At 60.2% G+C, this 14,290-nt stretch carries 21 protein-coding genes; 15 read left to right on the forward strand and 6 right to left on the reverse strand.

Annotated features, from left to right (window positions below; genetic code table 11):
- Positions 1–210: 210 nt before the first annotated feature.
- A complete protein-coding gene (locus tag AB3347_RS17515; RefSeq protein ID WP_369093071.1) occupies positions 211–540 on the forward strand; it encodes a hypothetical protein in 330 nt (109 codons plus the stop codon).
- Positions 541–552: 12 nt separating this feature from the next.
- Complete coding sequence (locus AB3347_RS17520; protein WP_369093072.1) at positions 553–945, forward strand: hypothetical protein; 393 nt, start codon at positions 553–555, stop codon at positions 943–945.
- A gap of 7 nt (positions 946–952) precedes the next feature.
- Here the strand turns inward: AB3347_RS17520 and AB3347_RS17525 are convergent, their stop codons facing one another.
- Both AB3347_RS17525 and AB3347_RS17530 read right to left on the reverse strand, forming a co-directional pair.
- A complete protein-coding gene (locus AB3347_RS17525) occupies positions 953–1,279 on the reverse strand; it encodes a hypothetical protein (protein WP_369093073.1) in 327 nt (108 codons plus the stop codon).
- Between the two features lie 42 nt (positions 1,280–1,321).
- The gene (locus AB3347_RS17530) at positions 1,322–1,645 is read right to left on the reverse strand and encodes a hypothetical protein (RefSeq protein WP_369093074.1); all 324 of its coding nucleotides are present in this window, start codon (positions 1,643–1,645) and stop codon (positions 1,322–1,324) included.
- A gap of 166 nt (positions 1,646–1,811) precedes the next feature.
- Here AB3347_RS17530 and AB3347_RS17535 point away from each other — a divergent pair, with 166 nt between their 5' ends.
- On the forward strand, positions 1,812–2,249 hold the full coding sequence (locus AB3347_RS17535; RefSeq protein ID WP_369093075.1) for a response regulator: 438 nt from the start codon (positions 1,812–1,814) through the stop codon (positions 2,247–2,249).
- 183 nt (positions 2,250–2,432) lie between these two features.
- On the opposite strand, the gene AB3347_RS17540 is transcribed toward AB3347_RS17535, so the two are convergent.
- The 3 genes from AB3347_RS17540 to AB3347_RS17550 form a co-directional block, all read right to left on the reverse strand.
- Positions 2,433–2,813 carry a hypothetical protein gene (locus AB3347_RS17540; protein ID WP_369093076.1) on the reverse strand — a complete coding sequence of 127 codons (381 nt, stop codon included), beginning with the start codon at positions 2,811–2,813 and terminating at the stop codon, positions 2,433–2,435.
- Positions 2,814–2,907: 94 nt separating this feature from the next.
- On the reverse strand, positions 2,908–3,474 hold the full coding sequence (locus tag AB3347_RS17545; protein ID WP_369093077.1) for a hypothetical protein: 567 nt from the start codon (positions 3,472–3,474) through the stop codon (positions 2,908–2,910).
- Positions 3,475–3,943: 469 nt separating this feature from the next.
- A complete protein-coding gene (locus AB3347_RS17550; RefSeq protein WP_369093078.1) occupies positions 3,944–4,180 on the reverse strand; it encodes a hypothetical protein in 237 nt (78 codons plus the stop codon).
- 271 nt (positions 4,181–4,451) lie between these two features.
- Here AB3347_RS17550 and AB3347_RS17555 point away from each other — a divergent pair, with 271 nt between their 5' ends.
- Complete coding sequence (locus tag AB3347_RS17555; RefSeq protein ID WP_369093079.1) at positions 4,452–4,859, forward strand: PAS domain-containing protein; 408 nt, start codon at positions 4,452–4,454, stop codon at positions 4,857–4,859.
- Positions 4,860–4,987: 128 nt separating this feature from the next.
- Here the strand turns inward: AB3347_RS17555 and AB3347_RS17560 are convergent, their stop codons facing one another.
- On the reverse strand, positions 4,988–5,374 hold the full coding sequence (locus tag AB3347_RS17560) for a response regulator (protein WP_369093080.1): 387 nt from the start codon (positions 5,372–5,374) through the stop codon (positions 4,988–4,990).
- A 176-nt stretch (positions 5,375–5,550) separates the two neighbouring features.
- Here AB3347_RS17560 and AB3347_RS17565 point away from each other — a divergent pair, with 176 nt between their 5' ends.
- The 11 genes from AB3347_RS17565 (at position 5,551) to AB3347_RS17615 (ending at position 14,219) form a co-directional block, all read left to right on the forward strand.
- Positions 5,551–6,354, forward strand: a complete 804-nt coding sequence (locus AB3347_RS17565; RefSeq protein WP_369093081.1) for an IS5 family transposase — start codon at positions 5,551–5,553, stop codon at positions 6,352–6,354.
- Between the two features lie 374 nt (positions 6,355–6,728).
- On the forward strand, positions 6,729–7,214 hold the full coding sequence (locus AB3347_RS17570) for a hypothetical protein (protein ID WP_369093082.1): 486 nt from the start codon (positions 6,729–6,731) through the stop codon (positions 7,212–7,214).
- A 343-nt stretch (positions 7,215–7,557) separates the two neighbouring features.
- Positions 7,558–8,310 (forward strand): hypothetical protein, encoded by a 753-nt coding sequence (locus tag AB3347_RS17575; protein ID WP_369093083.1) that lies wholly within the window; start codon positions 7,558–7,560, stop codon positions 8,308–8,310.
- A 116-nt stretch (positions 8,311–8,426) separates the two neighbouring features.
- Positions 8,427–8,891 carry a hypothetical protein gene (locus AB3347_RS17580; protein ID WP_369093084.1) on the forward strand — a complete coding sequence of 155 codons (465 nt, stop codon included), beginning with the start codon at positions 8,427–8,429 and terminating at the stop codon, positions 8,889–8,891.
- Positions 8,892–8,903: 12 nt separating this feature from the next.
- Positions 8,904–9,374 (forward strand): hypothetical protein, encoded by a 471-nt coding sequence (locus AB3347_RS17585; protein WP_369093085.1) that lies wholly within the window; start codon positions 8,904–8,906, stop codon positions 9,372–9,374.
- Positions 9,375–9,445: 71 nt separating this feature from the next.
- Entirely contained in the window at positions 9,446–9,898 is a 453-nt protein-coding gene (locus AB3347_RS17590; protein WP_285381991.1) for a hypothetical protein, read from the forward strand.
- A 35-nt stretch (positions 9,899–9,933) separates the two neighbouring features.
- The gene (locus AB3347_RS17595) at positions 9,934–10,518 is read left to right on the forward strand and encodes a hypothetical protein (protein WP_369093086.1); all 585 of its coding nucleotides are present in this window, start codon (positions 9,934–9,936) and stop codon (positions 10,516–10,518) included.
- 4 nt (positions 10,519–10,522) lie between these two features.
- Positions 10,523–10,828: a helix-turn-helix domain-containing protein gene (locus AB3347_RS17600; RefSeq protein ID WP_369093087.1), complete on the forward strand. Its 306-nt coding sequence runs from the start codon at positions 10,523–10,525 to the stop codon at positions 10,826–10,828.
- Positions 10,821–11,963, forward strand: coding sequence for a tyrosine-type recombinase/integrase (locus AB3347_RS17605; protein ID WP_369093088.1), 1,143 nt, complete (start codon positions 10,821–10,823; stop codon positions 11,961–11,963). The genes AB3347_RS17600 and AB3347_RS17605 overlap by 8 nt, the downstream gene beginning before the upstream one ends.
- Positions 11,964–12,044: 81 nt before the next feature.
- On the forward strand, positions 12,045–13,391 hold the full coding sequence (locus AB3347_RS17610; protein ID WP_369093089.1) for a GNAT family N-acetyltransferase: 1,347 nt from the start codon (positions 12,045–12,047) through the stop codon (positions 13,389–13,391).
- A 39-nt stretch (positions 13,392–13,430) separates the two neighbouring features.
- Entirely contained in the window at positions 13,431–14,219 is a 789-nt protein-coding gene (locus tag AB3347_RS17615; RefSeq protein WP_285376647.1) for a hypothetical protein, read from the forward strand.
- Positions 14,220–14,290: the final 71 nt, after the last annotated feature.

Below are 14,290 nucleotides of genomic sequence, written 5' to 3' on the forward strand. Positions count from 1 at the left end.
ATTCCGACTTAGGCGCGCACGCAACGGAAGACCAGTACCAGCTACCATCACTGCCTACTATCGGGTGAAGAACGGTCACGCGCGGGCGAGCTCGCGCCCGGCGTCGGTTACCTGCTCGCCAGGCCGTGCACGTCTCGCGCGCCACCATCTTTGCAACCACGGCTCGCCGCGCGCGCGATACTGGGCGCTCTACTTTTGTCATTGAAGAGCATGCAACCGTCAACTACCGTACCGCCCCTGGAGATCAAATGCGAGCACGTCTCGGACGCACGCGCCCGCAAACTGCGTGAGCACCCGGCCGCCAGCGACGTCGGCTTCGGCTGGCTCCGCCTGGCCAGGCAGGAGCACTTCCCGGACCGAGTTCTGCTGGTGAGCACCGAGTCGCCGGTGTCCGTGACGTTCCGCCACGGTGCCGGCGGGCTTGAACACATGCGGGCCTCGCTCACGGCCAGCATCTACGCCTGCAGGAATCCGCAACACGCGCCCGACAGCATCGATCTCGACGAAGACGAAGAAGCCACTTCCCCATCCGTATCGTAAAGGAGCAATAACATGGGTCGATTCCGTAACTACGGCAACGCGCGGGGCGCGCGAACTTACCTGTCCCGCCGCGACGAATATTCCCTCAGCGACGACGAGAAGCATGAGGCCTACAAGCGCCGCAGCAGCGCCATCCAGGCGCCTGTGAAGCCGATGCCAGTCCCCAAGCTCGTTCCGGTCCAGCCATTTTGGGCGCCGACGGTCGACTATGATGCGATGCTGGCCGCGAGCGAACGAGCGCCAGAGTACAAGCCGACCGCGGCACCCACCCACGCGCCTGCCGTGGGACCGGCCCGAGCACCGATGCAAGCGACCGAACGGATCGCGCCGCAGACGCTCGACCTCTTCGCCGGCGCTGACGACGAAGACGAGGAAGAAGGCGCCAGCGAAGCCCCAGGCATGTGAACCAGCTCTAAGGGCCGGTCCCCTCCGGCTCTTCTCCCGGCCGCATCCTGGGGCCGGCCGACAGCTCGGGCAGGGACACCTGCTCCAATACACACGGCTCCTGCGCCAGGTCGGCGCGAAACGCCTGAAGCACCAGCTCCAGACCACCCCCCACGACTTTCTCACCATATGCGCGCTGCAGCTGGTCGGCGCGCAGCACCATGGCGCGCAGGCGCTGTATTTCCCATAGCGCAGCGTACAGGTCGTCTGATTGTTGGTCACCAGGGCGCCGCGGATTGCGTGCCTGGATCTCCTGGAGGACCGCTCTGGTCAGTGGAGCCTTGAATCTCTTCATGCCCCATTGTATCCCGAAGCCTGGTGCTGGATGCACCGCTTCTCAGCGCTGGCCAGGCGCCTCACCCTCTTCTTCGTCCTGCTCCTCCGGCACGGCCTGGCCATAGATCTCTTCGAGCAGCTTGGCTGCCTCGCCGACCACGCGGATACCGCGCACCAACGTGGCGCTGTCCAGCGTTTTCCCGAAGCGCATCAAGATCTCATGGTGCGCAGTTGAGACGCGCTCGATCGCGTTGAGGATGCGGATCGGGGAAACGCCGGCCGGGATCACGCCGCGGCCCTCCTGGATAGCGAGTGCTCGATCGAGCAGGCCGCGCGCCGTGGCCAGCAACGCCTTGTCCGCGTTGGACTGTTCAAGCTGGGGCAAGCCTGCTACTCAACCGCTGCCCTTATGGATGCCACGCGAAAGACGGAGAAGGGCCGTCGATTAAATTTTCGGGTCTACTTTGATATTTCAAACGGATCTATTGGGTATTGAGCTGGTGACCAATACATCGCCACCGTTGTGTTCAAAGCGTGCGACAGCGAGGTATATGATGCAAACTTCCCCAGACAACAGCAGTGAGAGCGCTGTTGATCGATCACCAATATCGGCAGGCACGCCGAACGCCATCTACAATCTGCCAATGCGAAAGCTTCTTCATGTTGACGATGAAGCTGACGGTGCTGATTTTGCTGCCGTGTTGCTGAGGTCGCATGGCCTAGAAGTCGTTGTCGTTCACTCAGCATCTGATGCTTTAGAGATTCTGCGGAAACAACGTGATATCGACATCGTGTTGTCGGACATTATGATGCCAGGCATGACGGGATTGCAACTTGCGGAGAATATTCAACTAATGTATCCGTCTATCAAAATCGTTCTTATGTCGGGATATGTATTGCCTGAACTGTTGAGAAACCGCGAACGGGACTATCTGTTTGTAGAGAAGCCCTACAAAATGGATACCCTCCTCAAAGTACTTCGCAGTTAGATTGCGACGCACACACTATAGGTGCTAACAAAATCATTCGATATGTTGGAATGGCATACGGTCCTTCTTGACAGTTTGCGATTTTTTTCGGACGTGGCGACCTACTATGCTGAGCTCAAGGGCCGCGTCGTTCAGCGCGTTGCCCTGCACCGCGTGTGGACAGTAGGTGTAAAGTCACTTTGGTCAGGCGCGCCAAGCGTGCAGGTCCAGGTGTTCGAAGTCTTCGTAAGGATAGTCGGCTGGCAGGTTGCCAATCTTGGAGATCGCCGTGTCGATGAAGGGCTGGACCGTCTGCACCATGTTCAGGCGGTCCTGGACGTGCATCTCGAAATGCGTCACCGAGGGTGCTGGCAGCTCACCGGTATCGCCGCCCGGCGTGGTCCTCGACGTCTTAGGTGCGCATATTGTCGTCCGGCAGCCCCTTCTTGCGCCAGCACGTTCAGGCGTAGGGCGGCTCGATGCCATTCGAGCATTGTTGGTAAAGACCAGCGAGAAGGTGCAGGTCGGTGCCATTGAGGTCAGGTGCGGATTGCGGATGCCGTGGCGGCGGATCTCTTCGTGCAACGCGAACTCCGCGTTAGATAGGTGTGGAACCAGCGACAATCTCGCGCAAGCACAATTGCGGACACGCACACTGCGGACCTCCGCAGCGCCTGATTCAAGCGAAGTCCTGCGCGCGAACTCTTGGCAGTAGCGTCTTTGCTACAAGCAGCACGATCAGCGTCCCCGCCAGATCCCCGACGAACATGACGAAGAAGCTCAGGATCACCTCGTCATGACGTTCCAGCATAAACCAGATGTGATGAAGGGCTGGACTCATGAAGGCACATCCCGTCGAACAGATGAGTAGTTTTTCTAGTGAAAGGCTGCTGAGCAGGGGCCGAGTACCATACTTCCATCTATAGATCCAATAGACGAGGTAAGGCCCGGCCGCACCTGCAATCGCACCCACGACCGCGCGTGTTGCATCACCTGGAAAATAATACCAGTAGCACGCAGCCCAACCGGCCATCAGTAGCCCGACGGCTCCCGCAGAGCCGAAGAGCAATGCGCAGATCAATCGTGTGCCAGCGGGAATGTAAACCCAGCCTATCCCCTGCAAGAATTCGGCGCGGACAAAAAATAACTCGTTGAGCACCATGGTCAAGCCATGTACTACGATCGTAGCGACAACCAAGTAAGCTTGCAATCGAAGTTCGGCAATCGAAGGCACCGTGCTCAGCATATAATTTTTCTACGTCCTTGTTGTCTTATGGTACGTGAGCAGCTTGACCCTCGATTGACTGTTTAATCCGTATGCGTTTCCGGGATATTTGCTATAGATCTTGTTTTGAGCCCTAGCCAATCTCCCGCTTTGGGTTAGAGCAGCATTTGCGGAATGCCGATGTAGGGATCGCAACGGAGTGAAGCCAGTCGCGCCAGAAGTTTGCCAAGTTCTGCTTGGTTTCACAACCGTATAGATACGGCACTAATTGCAGAATCGCTGGGTACCAATGGTTTGACAGGTAACAGTGTTGCCCTTGTCATCCCTTATAAAAGTGGAATTACCAACTTGCCGAGAAGTAACTGAACTCCCGTCGCTCCGGGTGGTGAACTCTGTGTTTCCGACCCTTGTAGTGGTCGCTGTCGTGCCGTCGCTGTTATTGGTGAACCGATGATCGCCCACCCGGGTGGTCGTCGATGACCTGCCATCGCTAAAATTGGTGAACGAACTGCTTCCAATCTGGGTCGTATTGGAACTTGTGCCATTCGCGTTGGAGCAGCTTCGCTGGTTTCCAATGTTCTGGCAGACTGTTTGCGCCGAGGCTGAGTTGGCGAAAAACAGTATGCTGCAAAGAATAAGGATCTTTTTCGTGTTCCTTAGCGTTCCAGTGATTGATCGTTCCAGATTTTATGACAGCAGAGGCTGCTGAAATCTCCTCAATGGTCACGAAAAAGTCAAATCTCGAAAAATTAGATTGAAACAATCTGTTGTAGAGCAACGCTAATAGAAGTGGACGGAGCCGGATGAGGCCGCCTAATATGACTGCTTCGGCTAGGCAGCGGCTTATCGTGACGTCCACGACTTGTCTAGCTCGGCAACCTGTTATGCTGAGTTGGACGGCCGGAATCGGCCAGGAGCGGACGAAATAGCTGTCAATACGTTCTATTGATCGACTATAATGCTAAGTTGTTACATGTACAACATTGGCTGAGGGCACCGTGACAAGCAGAACAATTCCGCCGTTAGTGGGGAACAAGCAAATTACAGAGCCATCCGAACTTCCAGGTGGGGTCGTACTCTTTCGCGCACTCACTGAACACATTCCTGATGCGGCTGTTTTTGTGCTTGACCATAATTTTCGCTACGTCCTAGCAGGGGGCGATGGTCTTATCGACGCAGGAATGAGGGCTTCAGACTTTGAAGGAAAGCATCTTGCCGACGTAGTGCCAGCGGAACTGTTGAGCCAGTATCTAGCAGATTACACGGCGATTTTTGCGGGAGAGACATTTATTCGAGAGCATTCAGTGGGCTCGAGGTGTTATGTAACTCGCGGCAGGTTAATCAAAGGAATTAACGGTAAGCCTGATCTTGCTATGGCCATTTCCTACGGTATTGCTAACGATTAGCATGTTGCGAAATTTGGAAAATTTTAATCATCAGCGTGTATGGCTACTTCGAGTCGAGAGCGGCCGGTCGCTCTAGACCATAACTGGCCACGAGCGTGCCTTGGTAAACGAGGGCCGCTATAACGGTGTCAACAGAACCCATGCCGTCCTAGTGCAGCTTTCAGGCTGTGTTTGAACTCGGAGTAATCCAGGGATTTATGAACGTACTCAACGGCCCCTAACGTTGCAGCGCGAACGCGATCCACCTGAAGGTCTGAATTTGATACGACAATTACAGGGACGATCGACAGGTCCGGCTGCTTGCGCATCTCCGCCAGGACTTCAAATCCGTCTACTCTCGGCATTTTCAGGTCGAGAACCACTACGTCGAACTTCTTTGAGCTAAGTTGAGTCAGTCCCTCAAACCCATCAAAAGCCGCCACGATCTCATGTTGGATGCTGCAATCATTCAACGCCTGTCGAGTCAATGCGACATCCAGAAGTTGATCGTCGACTAAGAGAATTTTTTTCCGCATCCTAGAATTGTACAATCAAGCCGAGTCGACGACGGCTCATCAGGCTGTCCACAACATGAATGTTGCAAGCAAACTACTTCTCTGATTTGACATGTCCGCTTTGGGTCGATAGCGGACGTACACGGCCGTAGTTTGGCAGCTAAGATGGCGCCCGTGTTCTCAGACGGACCGATGCCATGGCCCAAGCACTTCTCCCCGAAGACCTTTGGTCGCTTGTAGCAGCTCATCTCCCGCCCCATCGTAGATCGCCTAAAGGCGGACGACCACGTATCAACGATCGGGCGACCCTAACCGGGATCCTGTTTGTGCTCAAGACCGGGATACCATGGGAATACCTGCCGCGCGAACTCGGCTGCGGCAGTGGCATGACTTGTTGGCGCCGGCTCCACGAATGGATGAAAGCTGGCGTTTGGCAGCGCATCCACGAGGCAGTTCTACGACGGCTGCGCGAGCACGACCAGATTATGTGGGATCGAGCTTGCGTTGACGCTGCCAGTGTGCCTGCCCCTGCGGGTGGCGAGCATACGGGCCGAAACCCGACCGATCGTGGCAAGCTCGGCTGCAAACACCATCTGCTCGTAGATCAACGTGGGTTGCCGCTGGTAGCTAAGATCTCGGGCGCCCAAGTGCATGACTCGCGTTTCCTTATTCCACTCGTAGAAGCTGTCCCAGCGGTTAAAGGGCTTTCCGGTCGTGCGCGCAAGCGTCCAGGTAAGCTGCACGCCGATCGAGCGTACGCTTCACGAGCGCATCGCGCGTGGCTACGCCGGCGAGGCATTGCAGCACGTATCGCGCGATACGGCATTGAGTCGCGTGAACGGCTCGGCCGATGGCGTTGGGTCGTTGAGCGCACGTTAGGATGGCTACACCGCTTTCGCAGATTGCGCATTCGGCACGAGCGACGGGCGGACATCCATCAAGCGTTCCTTTCGCTTGCCTGCTCGATCATCTGTTGGCGGTATGTCGAACGGTTTTGTTAGGCGCTCTTAGTTTCCGTATTTGTCAATACTATCCTCGTTAGATTCTCACCAATTATCACAAAATCGTTATATGCGCATTAAGTAATGTCGCGATGTGGCGACAATCGGTGATGAATGTTCCATTTGTACAAACCCATTTCTTGATTGGCCCGCAAGTGTCACGTAAAGTTACAATTTGCCTTGCGGCAATAGTTGCACATTCAGTCCGAACTGTGAAATTTGACTGAATTACAATTTAGAGGAACAAAATGGGCAGTTCGAACTTCACGGAACTCGCAACGGGACGATCGCGCGACACTCGGGGCGTAGCCAAATTAATTTCACGTGCACCGGCTATTGCTGTGATGCGCTCGGCACGCCAGGAAACGGCGCTAATGCAGGCCCTGGATATGGCGGACGACATGGCCATGTTTAACCTCATGCAGGCAGACTGGGCGCTGCTCCTGGCTCAGCACCCCGAATTCGCGGACAAACTGGAGTCGAGCGATCCCTACGTCTGCGATCTGGTGAGCCTCGCCGAGCTGATCGCTCAAGCTCCGACCAGTGCAGTTCGTCAGGCCCTGCGCGAGGTCGCGTACTGCCGCGACCAGACGGCCGCGATGCTCAACCTCCAACAGCCACCTGTGGACGAGCGCGCTGCGGTAGTTCTCGCCGGCGCGAAAGCGGAATGGGATATCCTCCTGGCCGCACACCCAGTCTTCGAAGCCTGTCTGGCCGATCTCGACCGCTTCACCTGCTCGCGCGCGGAGCTCGCCGACGCGATGCTGCTGGCCCCTACCGATCCTCTGCGCCACGCCCTGCGTGAGACGTTCTGCTTCCGCCAGATCGCGGCGCTCACCACCGCTGTAGATTTCGACTGATCGTCCCGGCCAGCCCCGGGCAATGACTATCCGCCCGGCGGCCGCTTGCATAGCCGGCCGCCTCTACTGCACCACCCTACGCCCCACCCGATCCGCCTCACCGCGCGGCGTGGGCGCGCGCTACGCCTTCTAAAGTCTCGCTCGAAGCCAGTCACTCGGGCTGCCCGGCGCTGGCGCTTGTGCCTTGTCGAAGGCGTGGTTGCACTGCATCCCATCTCTCGTTACGGTACGGTTGCGCATCCCTACTTCCACAAGCACCATGCGCACTCCAACCGCCCCTACCTCGAGCGCCACGCCAGCGCTGTCGCGATACTCAGTCGACCTCACGGCCCATGATTTCCAGGTGACCGCCACCAACCGCCTCACGGCCAGCAAGTACGCGGCCGACGACGCCCACGAATACCTTCGATCGTGGAACTACACGGTCGGACCGATTCGCGCGGCTGCCGGCGAGAAGCTGACCCGATCGGCCAACGCTGAGCCGATCGCTATCTCGGTCAAGGAATCCGTCCCCGACGCTGGGCGCGATCGCATCTACAGCTGCCAGGCTACCGTCACGATCACCGTCGATCCGGCCGACGCTTTCTCGGCCGGCGAGGTTGCGCTCAAGCTTGTCTGCGCGCCGGACAGGATTGACCAGCAGCTCGCGAGCTACCGAGATCAGGCGTTCTGGGACAAGCTGCTGCCTGTCGCGCGCGCGCCGATCGCGCAGATGGCCGAGGTACTGCGCCGGCGCGGTTTCGAAGCCTTCGTTCGAGCAGGCGACGCGGCCAGCGCCCGCCCGCTGGCCATCGAACTGGCCGAGAACGGCGAGGCCGTAGGAACTGTGTCCCTGGTCAGCTACGTGCCGACCGCCGCCAGCACTGGCGCAGGATCGCGCGCTATTCCGCGCGCGGCGCTGCACTTCATCGGCGAGCACGACATCGAGGTCAGCTCCATCCCGGAGGCATGCCCAGACCTCTGGTTCAACGACAAGCCCGTTGAGCCGTCCGACATCGCATGCCTGGACATCGATGCCTTCGACCAGCTCATCGACCTGGTGATCGAGCAGCGCGAGCAAGCGCGCGAGGCGGCCGAGCCGGCGCCAACCGCCTAGCCTTGCGCCGCCAGTCGGCCCTGGGTGGCGTGGTTGCACTGCCGCCGGGGGCCGTTGTCGATACCATCTCCGCACCAGAAACGACCAACGCTGCGCCCGCAGCAATAGGAACCATCATGCCAGAAAGCCAGCCCCCCAGCGCCAACCCAGCAACCATCGCCGCCATCATCGACGACGCCCACGACGAGCCGCTGCGCAACAAAGCTACGCGTGTAGCCGTCGAGATCCTCAAGCAGGTGCCGGATCTTCCTGGCAAGCGTAACGACATCATGATGACCGCAGTGGCGCGCCATGGCGGACGCGATTACGTCGTCTGCAGTAATACCCGCGCGACAGTGCTCTTCATGGGCAAACATGCCTTCGTGCTGGCGCAGGACGGCGGCGGCCTGGTGCCGTGGGTGGATGCCGCCAATATGTACGCCCCGGACATGAGCTTTTTCAAGGGCCGTGTGCAAGTCGAGGACCAGTTGGCCGATCGCCTGCTTCAGTATGTGGAGACCCTGATGCGCGCCGAGCACGCTGCCGTCGCGGCCGCACTGGATTCCCCCGACGACGAAGAACACCAGGCTCCGGCTCCTTGAGGAAGACATCGAATGAATATCAGCATGCAGCTCTATCTTCAACAGCTATTCAACCAGTTTTCGTCCCAGTGCGATTCTGCGCAAGCACGCATCAGGTCGGCAACGACAATGCGTGGCGTGAAACAGGCAGCAAACGTGCATGCCAGCGCGACTGTGCGCGCCATGCCGGAAATACGTCGGCTTGGGTGCCGAGTGCATGACTGCGCGGAGGACCGCATGTCGGCCCTGCTGCAGCCCCATTTGCAGGCTTTGGCTGCGTGCGCATCGAGTAGCGAGATGTGCACCCTGTATGGCCGCCTCGTACGCGACGAGTGGATCTTCCTGCGCGGTGATTTTTCCAGAGTCTACGTCCAGGCTGACCGTGAATATCACCGCCTCCTCCACCTAGCCGTCAAGGCCGAGGCGCGCCCCGCTGACCCGGAAGAGGGTGAAACCGACGGCGAGAGCGAGAGCGAGGGCGAAAGCGAGCGTCCGGCTCCGTAACAGTCCAGGGCGTGCAACCACGCCCGCTTCCCGCCATTACCATCGCTTCGTATCAATATCGTGGAGCGATCATGACCAACTTCTACTTCAATAACCGCGCGGCCGGCATCTTCGCGGACGACTACGTTGACCGTGACGGAGCCCCGGTGGGCGACACCTTCGTCTGGCGCCTGCGCGCCAAATTGGTCGGCATGCCCGGCCGCGACTGGTCGAGGGACCAGCACGCCGCATTCGTGGCCAACTTCTCGAGCGCGGAAATGAACGCCATGATGTGCGAGCCTGAAGATCCGCATGTGGAAGTGGAGTTCGACCGCAACTACCGCGGCGGCGACTACGACGGCGTCGGCCAGCACGTATACGTGCCCGAGGCGCTGGTGGACCTGCTCGACGGCGACGTCGCAGCGGCCTTCGCCAAGTTCACCGGCCTCGATGCTGTGCACATGATCTATGCCAGCGAGGAGCGCTTTGACGCCCATGGCGAGCCGCTCGAGGAGGCTGAAGTCTCGTCCCTGAGCTACGCGTAACCGCTGATCCAGAATTCACCTTCTCGCGAGATTGCATGTACACCATCCACCAGATGAGCAAGGCCCAGGTGACCTTTATGAAGGTCGGGGCCGAAGACACGCTGCCCGAAGCGATCGCCTTCGCCCGCAATTACCACGGCCTGAAAAAGCCCGATGTGACCGTGACCGTTGAACTGGAAAACACTGCTGTGCCAGTGGCTTCCTTTTCGACGCGCCGGATCATGGGCGACTTCACCAAACAGATCTGGGGCGGCCGTAAGGGCGATGACGCGATCTACTTCGACGAAGAGCGCTTCGATGCCACGCTGCATATCCTGTCGATGCCGTACAAGGACGTTATCCGTATTCGAGACAACAACGATTCGTCCGACGTCATTGGCCAGGCACACGTGCAATGGGATGGCCCACACGAAGTGCAGCTGGTCGACTCGATGTGCGACTTCTTCGGTGTATCCAGGCTCGCCGAACTGAGCCAGGACCACTTCAACTTCGTGGTCGAGTGTCGCCAGGCGGAAATCCAGGCGCAGCAACGCACCGTGGGCGCCGAGAACGTGCAGCACGCGCCGGACTATCATTTAATGCAATTTTTTTGCACCGAATGCGCGGTAGCTCTACAATGACTGGATGCATGTCCAGTCCTTTGAAGCCTCCCCTGTTCCCACTTCCCCCCAGCCACGCCGGATCGTGCTGCGCGTGCGCGAAGTCATGGCCAGCCGCTCGATTCGATCGGCCGCGGCACTGCGCCGGCTGCTGCTGGACTCCGGGGTGGAAATATCCGACGCGCAGCTGCTGCGCATCATCGACAACAAGAGCTCGTGGGTGAACATGGACGTGGTCAGCGGCATGCTGAACGTCTTGGGCTGCACCGTGCACGAACTCATCGGCGAAGCGCCGGCGCTAGACGCGGCTATAGGAGAAACCAATGCGTGATGGTGAACTTGTACTTCTGGAGCCTTCGTCAAGCGCGCTGGCCTTGGCACCGGGCCTCGCAGTAGACGACCTCAAGGCCATCGTTGCCTGGGTAGCGTCCAAGCGTAATTCCGAGCACACTCGGCGCGCGTTCGGCTTTGAGGCGCGGCGCTGGCTAGCCTGGCTGATGTGGTGCAAGGCCGGGCAGCCATTCACTCGCTGGCTGGATAAGGCCACCTCGCTCGATGCCGCGGCCTATGCCCATTTCCTGGCCGGGGCGAAGGACTGCGCGATCCCTCAGGCCGTACTCGAGCGTGCCGGCCTCGAGAGGCAACCCTTCAAGTCGGCGCCGCTGGCCAGCGCCAGTGTCGACCGCGCGATTAGCGCGCTTAAGGCCATGTACGCCGATCTTATCGAGATGTCGCTGGAAAACGGCTACACGATCGAGCGCAACCCCTTCAACCGATTCAGGGTCGCCTCGGTGATGAGCAAGGCCTCTCCGCGTAAGAAGGCGCTGACTGCGAAGGAACGGGGCTATGTCGAGGAAGCGCTGGACGAACTCAAGCGCGAAGGGCACATCCTTGAGTATCACCAGCAAAAATGGGTGTGGACTTCGCTGCTCTGGGCGGCTCTGCGCCGGCACGAGCTGGCAGGCGCCGTCGCGGGAAACGTCTATCAGGACAATGACGAGGATGGCGAGCCTACCTGGATGATCGAGATCCTGGGTAAAGGCGGCACCGTGAACACCGTGCCGCTGGCCGATCAGTTCATGGATGGGATGCGCGAGTATCGGTTGGCCAGGGGCCTGCCGGCACTTCCCACCAGCGACAAGGATCAGACCCCACTGGTGCTGCCGCTGCGCGGCCAGATGCGCAATGTCCACCCCGAGACGATTAATCGGGCGATCAAGAAGCTACTCCAACGCGCCGCCGAGATTGCCGTGTCGTCCGATAACCCGGCCGCAGCCAGCCGCCTCAACAGCTTTGCATCGCACTGCGCCCGGCACACTCAAGTGACGATGATCGTCGATGCCACGGGCGACATCACGCTCGGCCAGGAGATCGCGCGCCATGGGTCCATCACCACCACCCGGCGATACAAGGCCAAGTCGGTCTCCCGACTCAAGCAAGCACTGGCCGACGTCGGCTCGAAGTAAAGCCTCCTGGCGCCGGGCGCAACCACGCCCGGCGCGCTGCGCGCTGCGGCACCATGATCGCTGTCCACCAGTGCGATCGCCATGTATCTCGACCAGTTTCTTCCCCCGGCGCCCATCCTCCTCGGGAACTACCACGACCTGAATCTCTACGCCGAAGGCCAAGGCTTCGCCCTGGCGCGCGTGCGCGACATGCTCGCCGGCGATATCGAGCGTTATACCGACCTATGCGGCCGCACCGTAGGCCAGATCGTGCCCCTCTTGGACTGGCGGATTCACCGCGCCCCTTACTGCGTGACCGCATGCCAGGGCGACCAGGTCGTCGCCGCCGCCTGGGCCGGCACTATCCGAAGTAAGCAGACGGGCGCCGTGGGCTGCAATATCTCCTACGGGGTGCGTCCTGAAGCCAGCGGAAAAGGCCTGGCCACGATCCTCAGCGCGTTGGCCTACCAGCAGTGCGTGGCCGACGCGCCGGCGCTGGAATTCGTCAACATCCAGACCGAAGCACACAACCTCGGCGCGCGCGCGATCGCGGCCCGGCTGGCGCTGCTGCGCGCCCCTGCGTTCGATCGCGAGACCGAATGCCGCTCGCCGAGACTCTATGTCACCTACCGTGCTCATCGCGAGGCCGTAAAGGTGCGATGCGAGGAGATCCTTGCGGCTGCCGGCGTGGTCGTGCACTGGCCTGAAGGTCAAGCGCCCACGCGCCCTTCCCCGTTGCAGGTGCAACCACGCATCGAGCTCCCGCCTAGTATCACTGCATTGTTTCAACTACCCCAAGGATCGAGCATGACCACCTCACCTGTCCCTAGTGCCGCAGTCGCAGCGTCGCCTGCGCCGACGGCTGTTCACAGCGCAAGTCACCAGGTTCTCCGCGACGCACTCACCGGGCCACACGGCCTTCTGCCTGGGATAGCGCTGGTCGAGCACCAGCTGGGAATCGCGAAAAATGCAGCGTCAGGCGACGCCCCGTATCCCCTCACACCTGCCCAGGCCAACATCTATCACCGGGCCTCGGTCGCCGCCTACACGCACAGCCTGGAAATGGTATCGAGCGAGTACATCCGTGAGATGCTGGCCCAGTTTGGCCCCGCGCCGGCCGCGGGCGCGGGCGCGAGCCAGGATGCGCAGGACCGCGCGATCGCGGACCTGCTGTTCGGTCAATGTGGTGTCGTCAGCGGCCTGGGCATCATCGAAAAATGCCTCGGGCAGTCGGCGCGCGCCGATCACCTCGACTCGCCGTTGGGGATGGATGCGGAAAACGCCGGGATATGGCATCGCGCCCAGGTCAGCGCCTACCAATACGTCCTCGAGATGCTGTGCGCCGATCGGGTCCGCGAGCTCGCGCCGCAGTTCACGCATCTGCTGCCGCCGCCATCATCCGAGGCCTCACCGACCGAGGACGACCCGGCGCCGGGGCCCGGCATGTAATCGCATCAGACCCTGTTATCACCACGACCACACTCGACAATGACAACCGCAAAGAACTCGCCGAAACACTTCATCATCGCCGTCGACGCGGCCGGCCCGGATCTCGACGCCTCCACCATGCGCGCCGGCTTCGAACAAGCAATCGCGATCGGCCGCAACGAGGGCATGCTCACGTCGATCGACGACGAAACGACCATCATCGAATCGATTGCCGTCACCCACGCCGCCTCCCCGGCCGAAGCCGTGTGGCAGCTGCTGGCGCCGTCGCTGGCCGATTCGCCAGACGCCCTCCGGGCGATTAGCCTGGCCGTCACCACTATCCTGCGCCAGCATGCACGTGAGCGCGTTTCGATCCTGTCCGAGGACGAGCGCCAGCACCTGCTCAATGGCATGGTCGGCGCGCGACAGTCCTGGGAAAAAAACGGCGACGACGGCTGGATCGCCGACGTGGTGCACTACGGTTACGACGGCTACGCCGCCGAGCCAGATGTTGGCCTGATCGAGTCGGCATTCTGCGACCACCCCATCTTTGCGCACCTGGCTGACGATGCCGAACGCCTTGGGGTTCTTCGCGTGCTGGCCAAGCCGGAAGTGGTTGACATGGTGTGCTCCGCCGACCGTGGGAGCCCGATCCACGACCTCGACGAGTACGATCGCAAGATCTGGGATGCGGTCGCACCTTTCACCGACCAGGATGCAAAGATCCCTCCCGAGCAAGTGGCCGAGGCAATGCAGTTGTACGACCGGATCCGAAATCTCTTCACGGCACGCCTGCAGATCGCCGATGCGTCGGAAGACGAGGCCGGCGGCGACGCACCTCGAGCCTGATCAGCGGCGGGTGCCGGCGGCCAGGCGCGCTGTGGCGCTGGCCGGCGCCACTGCAACCACGCCTTCCTGCA

This window comes from Massilia sp. X63, from assembly GCF_041023745.1.
GTDB lineage: Bacteria > Pseudomonadota > Gammaproteobacteria > Burkholderiales > Burkholderiaceae_D > Telluria.

Excerpts from the sequence above, each read along its gene's own strand:
- AB3347_RS17515 (WP_369093071.1), top strand. The coding sequence starts at position 211 with ATGCAACCGTCAACTACCGTACCGCCCCTGGAGATCAAATGCGAGCAC.
- AB3347_RS17520 (WP_369093072.1), top strand. The coding sequence starts at position 553 with ATGGGTCGATTCCGTAACTACGGCAACGCGCGGGGCGCGCGAACTTAC.
- AB3347_RS17525 (WP_369093073.1), bottom strand. The coding sequence starts at position 1,279 with ATGAAGAGATTCAAGGCTCCACTGACCAGAGCGGTCCTCCAGGAGATC.
- AB3347_RS17535 (WP_369093075.1), top strand. The coding sequence starts at position 1,812 with ATGATGCAAACTTCCCCAGACAACAGCAGTGAGAGCGCTGTTGATCGA.
- AB3347_RS17545 (WP_369093077.1), bottom strand. The coding sequence starts at position 3,474 with ATGCTGAGCACGGTGCCTTCGATTGCCGAACTTCGATTGCAAGCTTAC.
- AB3347_RS17560 (WP_369093080.1), bottom strand. The coding sequence starts at position 5,374 with ATGCGGAAAAAAATTCTCTTAGTCGACGATCAACTTCTGGATGTCGCA.
- AB3347_RS17565 (WP_369093081.1), top strand. The coding sequence starts at position 5,551 with ATGGCCCAAGCACTTCTCCCCGAAGACCTTTGGTCGCTTGTAGCAGCT.
- AB3347_RS17570 (WP_369093082.1), top strand. The coding sequence starts at position 6,729 with ATGCAGGCCCTGGATATGGCGGACGACATGGCCATGTTTAACCTCATG.
- AB3347_RS17580 (WP_369093084.1), top strand. The coding sequence starts at position 8,427 with ATGCCAGAAAGCCAGCCCCCCAGCGCCAACCCAGCAACCATCGCCGCC.
- AB3347_RS17585 (WP_369093085.1), top strand. The coding sequence starts at position 8,904 with ATGAATATCAGCATGCAGCTCTATCTTCAACAGCTATTCAACCAGTTT.
- AB3347_RS17590 (WP_285381991.1), top strand. The coding sequence starts at position 9,446 with ATGACCAACTTCTACTTCAATAACCGCGCGGCCGGCATCTTCGCGGAC.
- AB3347_RS17595 (WP_369093086.1), top strand. The coding sequence starts at position 9,934 with ATGTACACCATCCACCAGATGAGCAAGGCCCAGGTGACCTTTATGAAG.
- AB3347_RS17600 (WP_369093087.1), top strand. The coding sequence starts at position 10,523 with ATGCATGTCCAGTCCTTTGAAGCCTCCCCTGTTCCCACTTCCCCCCAG.
- AB3347_RS17605 (WP_369093088.1), top strand. The coding sequence starts at position 10,821 with ATGCGTGATGGTGAACTTGTACTTCTGGAGCCTTCGTCAAGCGCGCTG.
- AB3347_RS17610 (WP_369093089.1), top strand. The coding sequence starts at position 12,045 with ATGTATCTCGACCAGTTTCTTCCCCCGGCGCCCATCCTCCTCGGGAAC.
- AB3347_RS17615 (WP_285376647.1), top strand. The coding sequence starts at position 13,431 with ATGACAACCGCAAAGAACTCGCCGAAACACTTCATCATCGCCGTCGAC.